This window comes from bacterium (assembly GCA_040755795.1).
Taxonomy (GTDB): domain Bacteria; phylum UBA9089; class CG2-30-40-21; order CG2-30-40-21; family SBAY01; genus JBFLXS01.
This window is the reverse complement of record JBFLXS010000148.1, coordinates 1-8,883: the sequence shown is the minus strand read 5'-3', so window position 1 is coordinate 8,883 and position 8,883 is coordinate 1. Positions and strand designations below refer to the sequence as shown.

10 protein-coding genes are annotated in these 8,883 nt (G+C 39.0%); 7 read left to right on the top strand and 3 right to left on the bottom strand.

Features of this window, described 5'->3' with window-relative positions:
* From AB1414_10635 to AB1414_10610, 6 genes are all read left to right on the top strand, one after another.
* Nucleotides 1-190, top strand: a 190-nt coding sequence (locus AB1414_10635; protein MEW6607887.1) for a hypothetical protein, incomplete at its 5' end; no start/stop codon positions are given.
* A 217-nt stretch (nucleotides 191-407) separates the two neighbouring features.
* The gene (locus tag AB1414_10630) at nucleotides 408-1,361 is read left to right on the top strand and encodes a UbiA family prenyltransferase (protein ID MEW6607886.1); all 954 of its coding nucleotides are present in this window, start codon (nucleotides 408-410) and stop codon (nucleotides 1,359-1,361) included.
* Nucleotides 1,362-1,379: 18 nt separating this feature from the next.
* The gene (locus tag AB1414_10625; GenBank protein MEW6607885.1) at nucleotides 1,380-2,297 is read left to right on the top strand and encodes a diacylglycerol kinase family protein; all 918 of its coding nucleotides are present in this window, start codon (nucleotides 1,380-1,382) and stop codon (nucleotides 2,295-2,297) included.
* Nucleotides 2,294-3,346: a thiamine-phosphate kinase gene (locus AB1414_10620; GenBank protein ID MEW6607884.1), complete on the top strand. Its 1,053-nt coding sequence runs from the start codon at nucleotides 2,294-2,296 to the stop codon at nucleotides 3,344-3,346. Before AB1414_10625 ends, AB1414_10620 begins: the two co-directional genes overlap by 4 nt.
* Nucleotide 3,347: 1 nt before the next feature.
* Nucleotides 3,348-5,102 carry a long-chain fatty acid--CoA ligase gene (locus AB1414_10615; protein ID MEW6607883.1) on the top strand — a complete coding sequence of 585 codons (1,755 nt, stop codon included), beginning with the start codon at nucleotides 3,348-3,350 and terminating at the stop codon, nucleotides 5,100-5,102.
* Complete coding sequence (locus AB1414_10610; GenBank protein MEW6607882.1) at nucleotides 5,092-5,889, top strand: SDR family NAD(P)-dependent oxidoreductase; 798 nt, start codon at nucleotides 5,092-5,094, stop codon at nucleotides 5,887-5,889. Before AB1414_10615 ends, AB1414_10610 begins: the two co-directional genes overlap by 11 nt.
* Nucleotides 5,890-6,204: 315 nt before the next feature.
* Here AB1414_10610 and AB1414_10605 read toward each other — a convergent pair whose 3' ends face one another.
* Together AB1414_10605 and AB1414_10600 are read right to left on the bottom strand one after the other, a co-directional pair.
* On the bottom strand, nucleotides 6,205-6,585 hold the full coding sequence (locus tag AB1414_10605) for a GxxExxY protein (GenBank protein ID MEW6607881.1): 381 nt from the start codon (nucleotides 6,583-6,585) through the stop codon (nucleotides 6,205-6,207).
* Nucleotides 6,586-6,682: 97 nt separating this feature from the next.
* Nucleotides 6,683-7,078 (bottom strand): hypothetical protein, encoded by a 396-nt coding sequence (locus AB1414_10600; protein MEW6607880.1) that lies wholly within the window; start codon nucleotides 7,076-7,078, stop codon nucleotides 6,683-6,685.
* Nucleotides 7,079-7,155: 77 nt separating this feature from the next.
* On the opposite strand from AB1414_10600, the gene AB1414_10595 reads away from it, so the two are divergent.
* Nucleotides 7,156-7,350, top strand: a complete 195-nt coding sequence (locus AB1414_10595) for a hypothetical protein (protein MEW6607879.1) — start codon at nucleotides 7,156-7,158, stop codon at nucleotides 7,348-7,350.
* Between the two features lie 264 nt (nucleotides 7,351-7,614).
* Here AB1414_10595 and AB1414_10590 read toward each other — a convergent pair whose 3' ends face one another.
* Nucleotides 7,615-8,709, bottom strand: a complete 1,095-nt coding sequence (locus AB1414_10590) for an ATPase domain-containing protein (protein MEW6607878.1) — start codon at nucleotides 8,707-8,709, stop codon at nucleotides 7,615-7,617.
* Between the last annotated feature and the right edge of the window lie 174 nt (nucleotides 8,710-8,883).

Sequence of the window (8,883 nt, the reverse complement as noted above, 5' to 3'; positions counted from 1 at the left end):
CTCAGCCGAACGGTATTTAATTACCAGTTACCAATCACCAGTTACCAGAATCAAATTCCGTGCGTTATTTGTTCAACACGACACTAACTTTTTATGGACATTAATACAGGCATTAATAATCCTATCACTTAACTCTTCTTTTCTCCACTTCTCCATCTTCTCCCTTTCTCCTTATTTTTATCCTCCCTGAACTCTTACCAAACTTTTTTCTTGCAATTATCCCATAAATAGTGTATTATTATAATATTGACTTCAGTTACTAAAGGAATTAATTCAATTAGAAACCGCACATCCAGAATGTATCACTCAAGATTCGCCTACTCAACGAGTCAAAGGTAAGGGAAGCATAATAATCTTAAATCTACCTGCACAGGTCGCAATTCTTTTAAGGAGGAGGACATCCACAGATGCCTTATCCTATATTCAGCAACAGGTTCTTACTTGCCTATCTTATCACTATGAGGCCGTATCTTCTCTTTATTTCAGGTGCGGCAGGACTGGTAGGATTAGCCTTTATAAAAGAGACACTACCAGTATGGAAAATCATATTGGCATTCATCCCGCTTTTTTTATCCTATGGTTTTGGACAAGCACTAACAGATCGTTTCCAAACCGATACTGATGCTATCTCTTCCCCATATCGCCCATTGGTGCAAGGGCAAATCTTGAAAAACCATGTTTTAATTTTCAGCCTTGTAGGATTAGCGATATGTGTCGTGCTCCTAACTTATTTAAATCCAGAGATTTTGGTGCTGGGATTTCTTGCTGTCATTGGTTTGTTGACCTACACCTATTTTAAACGCACCTGGTGGGGAGGACCACCCTGGAATGCCTGGATTGTAGCCATTTTGCCAATAATGGGAAGAATGGTAGAGCTCAGGACACTGGGTGATTTGAAAGAGCTATCATTCTTCTTATCAGTCCTCGCCATATTCTTTGGCTATGCAAACTTTGTCATTATGGGATATTTTAAGGATATATCCGCAGATAAGAAGACAGGTTATAAGACATTTCCAGTAGTCTTTGGCTGGTGGAAGGCTTGTGTCTATAGTGACTTGACCGCTCTGCTAACCGCAACTTTTACCATTGGCACATTAATCTTGACCCACAACATCAATCCATTCGGAATGACCATATTTATCATTGCCCTGCTCATAAACCTCTATGCCCAGATAAAAATACACCTCATCCGTGATGAAGATAAAACTTATGGTGCTATAACCAATGTAGTGCGTGCCTTTATACTCTATTGCCTGTCAATAATTGTCACCCTGAAGATACAATGGTTAATATTTATAACCATCTTCTATTGCCTATTTGAAATCACATTGAGACTGAGACCTGAAAAAACACAGGTATAGGAGGAGATTGTGTCAGGAATGCGGGTGTTTTTGAATCCACATTGTAATTACGGCATGAGTCGAACGCGGTGGCAGAAAATAGAGAAAGAACTTTACCAGCGAATAGGAGACTTTAATCTGGAGGAGATTCACTCTATCGACGGGTTTCCAGAGCAGGTCGCAAAAGCTATTAAGAATGAAGCGAGGATATTAATTTCTGCCGGTGGGGATGGCAGTGTCCATCTTTTGTTAAATGCTATTATGAATCTTCAAGCCCAGAAGAATATACTCATTGGCGCCGTTGGACTTGGCTCAAGCAATGACTTCCATAAACCATTTCGAGATGAGGCATATATCAAAGATGTGCCGGTAAGGATTGATTGGGAAAACGCTAAACCTTGCGATGTTATTCGGATAGATTATCAAGATGACCAGGGAGTCTTCCAGTCCCGTTTTTCCCTTCTTAACGCCAGTATTGGTCTTACGGCTCAGGCAAATGCTTTGTTTAATTCACAACCGCTATTCCTGAAGATAATTAGAAATGTATCGGTAGATGCGGCAATTATTGCTTGTGCACTTAAAACAATCCTTAGCTATCGCCATATCCCCTGCCTTTTGACTGTCGATAACCAGATTGAGCAAGAATTTCTTGTAACTAACTTAGGTATAATAAAAAGTCCGCATTTTGCAGGCTCTCTTTGCTATGATATTGTTCCGGACAATGGTTTACTTGGCGTCAATCTTTGTTTTGGGATGTCTTTATTTGAGAGGATAGGGATACTTATGGCACTGGCAAGACATCGGTTTCAAGGCTACCCAAAAACACACTCCTGGTTTAGCCGCCAGGTTTTGGTTAACAGCAAGCAAGTATTTGCATTAGAGATGGATGGTGAAGTTGTTATGGCACAGAGGGTTCGCTTTAGTCTTATACCTGAAGCAGTGAGGTGTTGTCAATGAACCCGCAAGAAGAAATTATGGAAAATATGCTTATAAATTCGTGGGTAAGGCATTTTTTGCCTGCACCTTATCAGGCAAACAAACCCCATCAAAGCGATGCAGAACTTATTGAACTCCCACAAGACCCACAGCATTACCTTGCCGTAACTATTGACACTGTAGCTGAAGAAATCAGTCTGGGATTATATCAGGAGGCTACAACTATGGGTTGGGTAACGGTTATGGCCTCTTTGAGTGATTTAGCCGCAGTAGGTGCTAACCCACTGGGAATAGTTATCTCTACATCTGTAGAACCAGACCGAGATACAGAATTCATAAATAAGATTGCCAGAGGTATGGAGTCTGCTTGTCGGATGGCTGATACCTATATCCTGGGTGGGGATACCAACCTTACCTCGACTATCTCTCTTACTGGCTGTGCCATAGGTCTTGTGCCAAAAAACAAGGTTATGCGGCGTTATGGTTGCAAATCAGGGGATATTGTCTTTACTACTGGTGGGATGGGAATAGGAAATGCTTTAGCCATGCAGAAAATTACCCATCTTGCAGATTCCCTTGAAAGTGATTATCGACCTGTAGCACGACTTAAAGAAAGCCAATTGATAAGGGAATATGCCTCATCCTGTATGGATTCAAGTGATGGTTTGCTGGCTACACTTGACCAGTTAATGCGTCTTAACGGATTAGGGTTTGAGATTGATTATCATTGGCAACAAATCCTCGCACCTAAAGCGTTAGAGTTCTGCAACCGCACCAGGACACCTTATTGGTGGATGCTGGGAGGTCTTCATGGTGAATTCGAGCTGGTATTTACCATCCCTGCACACAAAAAGGATGATTTCCTGACTATAGCTCAATCTAAGTCCATAATCCCTATCCAACTCGGCAAGGTGCAAGAATCTACAGAAATTTCTTTAACCTTAGCATCTCAGAGGAAGATAGTAATAGATACTACCACTATCCGTAATCTGTTATATACGGTTGGAGGAGATTGGCAAACTTTAATTCAAGAGTTCAAAAACTTGACTAAGAAGTGGGGGCTTCAATAGTATGATTTACCAGTCTTTCGTAGATATAGTAAATAGATATCCTGATAAGGTAGCATTACTCTACAAAAAGCAAGGGAACTATCAGAGGCTAAGGTATCGAGAACTGAAGGTGCAAGTGGATGCCGTTTCACTAAACCTTCAGAAACTTGGGATAGGTAGAGACGATGCTGTCGGCATCTTTTCCTATAATCGACCTGAATGGGTAATCGCTGACCTGGCAACTCTCAAATTAGGTGGTATTGTTGTTCCTATTTACCATTCGGCATCCACAGCCTATATAAAATATATCATTGAGGATGCCAGTCTAAAACTGCTCTTTGTAGAAAACATAAACCTTCTTGAAATTATGCCAGGGAGATTTAATCCTGTAGTGCTTATGGAACCAGCTGAGGAAAGAAAGGACTTGCTTGATTTTAAGCAGTTATTGATAAAGTCTGATTTTGCACCAATAGATGATAGGTCAATTAGAGGGGATGATATTGCTACGGTTGTCTATACCTCAGGCACTACCGGCGAACCAAAGGGTGTCATACTTTCCCATAATAATATTATCTCTAATGCCCTTTGTGGCAGAGATAGATTCAACTTCTGTAGTAAAGATAGGGTGCTTTCCTATCTTCCTTTGTCGCATATGTTTGAGAGGACTTGTGGATATTATGCCATCCTCTTTGCCGGTGGAACTATTGCTTATGCCCAAAATCCAGCCACCGTCATAAAAGATATGCAAAAGATACATCCTACTATTATCCTGGTTGTGCCCAGAGTGTTAGAAAAGACATATCAAATAGTTAAAAACAAGATTGAAAAAGGCTCGCCATTAAAAAGGAAACTGGTTCTCTGGACAATTAAAAACCTCAATAAATATATCAATTTGAGATATACAAAGCAACCCATTCCGCTCTGGCTTAACCTGAAATCGAAGCTATCCGATAATTTTATCGGGTCAAAATTTAGAAAGATTGGCGGCAAAAGGCTCAAGTTGATTGTTTCAGGTGGAGCACCACTTAACTTTGAAATGGCAAAACTCCTGCATATCTTTGGATTCAATATTGTCGAGGGATATGGTTTAACTGAAGCCTCACCGGTAGTTTCTTCCAATACGGTCAAGAACAATAGGCTTGGTAGTGTAGGAAAATCTTTTGAGGAAGTGGAGGTAAAGATTGGTAAAGATGACGAAATCCTGGTGAGAGGACCTAATGTCATGAAGGGCTATCTCAATAAACCTGAAGAAACGGCTAAAATAATCGATAAAGATGGTTGGTTGCATACCGGTGACCAGGGCAGATTTGATGAAGCAGGAAATCTTATTATTACTGGTAGAATAAAAGAGCTTATTATTACCTCTTATGGGAAGAAAATTGCACCACTTCCTATTGAGGCAAAGATATGCCGCAGTCAATATATTGAGCAGGTGATACTTTTAGGGGAGAGCAAAAAATGTCTTGTGGCATTGATTGTGCTTAACCAGGAAGAAATTGAAGAATATGCCCGGGAAAATAATATCGCCTTTGAAACCTATTCTGAATTACTTAAATGCCCTGCGATAATAAGATTTGTAGGGCAAGAGATAGAAGATTTAACTGCAGATTTGGCACCTTATGAGAAGGTAAAGGCATTTGTCCTCTTAGATGAAGGGTTTACTATTGAGAACGGGGGACTTACACCTACCTTAAAACTCAGGCGACTAGAAATTGCCAAAAAATATGAATCAGTAATAGAAAGGATGTATAAAGGACTCCAGAGATATGAAGATTAAAGATAAAAGGATAATAATCACTGGAGCATCATCAGGAATTGGGTTAGGGCTATCTACCGTGCTGGCAAGAAAAGGGGCACATGTAGTGTTGGTAAGCCGCAGAGAAAAGCGATTAATAGAGATTGCCAATAAACTTAGTCGCACTTATCCCAATGCCCCTTGTCCCCTACCTATTTCCTGTGATGTAACAAAAACAGAAGAGGTAATTAACCTCATCAAGAATTGTATTCACCAGCTCGGCGGTATCGATATCTTGATTAACAATGCTGGAATTAGCGTTTATGGTGCTACTGAAAAAACCAGTCTGGAAGATTTTCATCAGGCCATGGCAGTAAATTTCTTTGGGGCAGTGCACTGTATGTTAGAGGTTCTACCGATAATGAAGCAACAAGGTCAAGGTCTTATTGTCAACATTGCTTCTGTTGCCGCAAAATATGGTGTGCCGTATTTAGGGGCATACTCTGCCAGTAAATCTGCACTTGTAGCTCTAAGTCAGACATTGTCTCCAGAAATAGCAAAAAGTGGTATCTCCATAATGATTGTTTATCCAGGCTATACCTCCACCAATATCTTTCAAGAGGAGAAGAAATTAGGTGGGGCACATCGACCTGAAGGACCTTACGCCTCTGTAGGGAAAGTGGCGAAAGCTATTGTTTCTGCTATGGAAAGAGAGAAAAAAGAGTTGGTGCTATCTGCACAAGGCAAGATACTAACAATGGTTCAGGCATTTCCTGATTGGCTAATCAAGAAAAAAATGCAAAGGATTGCAGAACAGTTAGGAGAGTAACCGTTCACCGCAGAGACAAAAGAGTTCGCAGAGAAAAAATTCGACTTGTGCAATTAAGATAAACCACGAACGACCCACAAGTGGGTGCCCCGGAAGACCACGAAGAAAAAATATTGTAATTATTCAGTTACAGATTAACACGGATAAATAGCAGATAGTAGAGGACAAGAGGTAAGATGCAAGGGGCGAGAGAGCAGAGGATAAGATGTCCCCCGCTGGCGGCTAATCATGTCCCACATTTTGTAACCGTTCAGGGCTATACATTAGAAGTGTAAACAAGGAGAAATGGGGAAAAGGGAGAATTGGAGAAATGGCTCAAACTTTTTCTTGCTCCACCCTTCGGACATCAATCCTGGAGTCTGCGAAATTTACCAGTAACCCTATTTCTTTATCCACTGCTCTAAGGTATGATCTAACCTGATTATAATACTTCCCACTTATCTCCTCAACAGTTTTAATCTCTACCACAATCTCATCTCCAACAAAAAGATCAAGTCTATGAATCCCAACCTCAATACCTTGATAGAATATTTTGACTTCTTTTTCTGATTCAAAGATGATGTTCTGTCTTGCAAACTCAACCTTCAAGGCATTGTGATAGATGCTCTCCAGAAAACCAGGCCCTAACTCTTTATGGACATTAATACAGGCATTAATAATCCTATCAGTTAACTCTTCTTTTCTCCACTTCTCCATCTTCTCCCTTTCTCCTTATTTTTTATATCCTACCTGAACTCTTACCTTTTTCGTAGTTCGTGATTCGAGAGATTGAATTATGAACTACGAACAACGATTAAGGTAATTCTTCTCTCATTTCTGGTATGTATTTTTCAACTATATTTTCCAGCTCACCTATTAAAATATCACCGGTCATTTGTGTTAAGAAGGAGAATAATTCAGCAATAACCGTATTAAATCCTTCTTTCATTACTTCTTTATCGCCCTCACACATCTTACAGTGTAAATTCTTAAAATCAAGTCCTTCTTCTCCTACCTCTACTCTTTTCATCCATGTGTATTTTAAAGATACCTTTCTAATAATTCGTCGAAATAAAGCTACTAAAGTTATCCCCCCTAATGTAACAGCAATCTTGTCCCAGAGGGTTTTAAATAATTCCTCATAGAGACCTATTATCTCTTGTTTGATTTTTAGTTCTACATCCTTTTCTGTATACTTTTTTTCAGTCATTTTATTTACCTCCCTTGCAGCATTTTTTTCTTGACATCCATAGAGATATTGGTTATAATTAAATAAGAGAAAAAACTATGTATAATCGCAAGCGTCGTGAAAAATTAGCTGATTTATTTTTTGACTTAGTAAAATTTATTCTAACTGTTGGTGTAATTGGTAGTCTTATAACAGGTACTTTCAAACCTATTTATGCCATTACAGGGTTAATTACGAGTACTTTTTTAGTTGTATTTGCCTATTTTTTAATCCCAAAGGATAAGGAGGAATAATTCAATGGAAGCAGCAAGTATAATTCTCTTTGGTTTTTCTATTGTTGCTGGTGTATTTCTTTTAGTATTTCACATTCAGGAGCGTCGGGAACGGCGGAGAAATGCTAAATCTTCTTAGAATTTTAACCCCCTACGGATAAGGAGGAATAATTCAATGGAAGCAGCAACTTTAGTACTTTTCAGTTTTGCTATTGTTGGAAGCATTTTTCTTTTAGTATTTCACATTCAGGAGCGTCGGGAACGGCGTAGAAACAGTAAATCTTCTTAGATTTTTACTTCCATCCCGGCAGAGGTAATCACAAATTCTTTTATCTCCTTCGCATGGTCACTACCTCTTACCTTTAAAACAGTCATAGCTCTCTTGATAACAGAGGTTACATCTATATAATTTAGCAAAATTACATTATCAGCAATGAAGGAGATACCACTGGATAGTTTTGGCACACCAAATAAGTCTTCTGTCTCGGTAGTCAATATCGAAGTAATCGTTTTAGACTTAAAGAAATTAACCAATGAATAGACAAAATTATGGTAACGAACCTGGTTATTAGCTACAATCTCAATATCTCTCAGGTTGTCAACCACTATCCTTTTAACTTTAGCTTCTTCAACTGCTTTTTTAATAACAAGGGTATGTTCATCTATATCTAACTCTACTGGAGATGTATAGATAATTTTTAGCAGCCCTTCTTCTTCATATTTTTTCAAATCCCAGCCAAAACTTCTGCCTATAATTTCCAATTGGTCAGGAGTCTCCTGATAAGTAACCATCACAGAGGGCTCTTTATTCTTTAAACCAGCCATAAGAAAATGGAGTGATAAGGTAGTCTTACCCGTGCCAGCACCACCCGCAATTAATGTAGATGAGCCAAGTGGTAATCCTGCGGAAGTCATCTTATCTAACCCCAGAACGCCCGTCGATATTTTTCTTTCTCCCAGATGCTCAAAAGATAGTTGAGGTGGTGTTTTAGCTCGAGGAAAAACATTAATACCTTTTTTAGAGATATTAAGTGAATGAATACCATCAAAATAGTTCACACCACGCATCTTGGCTATTTGAAAAGTTCTGTGGCTTTGTGCCCCTTGAATTTTATTATCCATAAATATGATACTGTCAGCAATAGCAAATATAGGTTCTTTTTCTAAAGCGGCTTGATTATATTCACCGACTAAAAATGAAGTGCAACGCCAGGCGATTAACTCTACACATAACATATAGGCAAATTGACGGAAGGCAGAGATAGAGTCAGCTAATTCATTAATTGCCTTAAAGGAATCAATAGCTACAAGAGAAGCAGAGTGTTTATCAATAGCAGCCGTAATTGCTTCAATCCCGGATTGAAGACCATCTTTATGGATAATATGTCCAATATCAACATAAGATATTACGCCATCCTTTACCTTCTCCTAAGTTCATGACTCAAAAAATTAAGTTGTGTAAAATCAATGAGTTACAACTTCAGGAAATCGAATTTTGGCACTACAGATTTAAACTTTTCATAAGATCACCTTTATTGTTTTGCCAGGATTGGC

Coding starts and splice junctions, on each gene's coding strand:
- AB1414_10630 (MEW6607886.1), top strand. CDS start 408: ATGCCTTATCCTATATTCAGCAACAGGTTCTTACTTGCCTATCTTATC.
- AB1414_10625 (MEW6607885.1), top strand. CDS start 1,380: ATGCGGGTGTTTTTGAATCCACATTGTAATTACGGCATGAGTCGAACG.
- AB1414_10620 (MEW6607884.1), top strand. CDS start 2,294: ATGAACCCGCAAGAAGAAATTATGGAAAATATGCTTATAAATTCGTGG.
- AB1414_10615 (MEW6607883.1), top strand. CDS start 3,348: ATGATTTACCAGTCTTTCGTAGATATAGTAAATAGATATCCTGATAAG.
- AB1414_10610 (MEW6607882.1), top strand. CDS start 5,092: ATGAAGATTAAAGATAAAAGGATAATAATCACTGGAGCATCATCAGGA.
- AB1414_10605 (MEW6607881.1), bottom strand. CDS start 6,585: ATGGAGAAGTGGAGAAAAGAAGAGTTAACTGATAGGATTATTAATGCC.
- AB1414_10600 (MEW6607880.1), bottom strand. CDS start 7,078: ATGACTGAAAAAAAGTATACAGAAAAGGATGTAGAACTAAAAATCAAA.
- AB1414_10595 (MEW6607879.1), top strand. CDS start 7,156: ATGTATAATCGCAAGCGTCGTGAAAAATTAGCTGATTTATTTTTTGAC.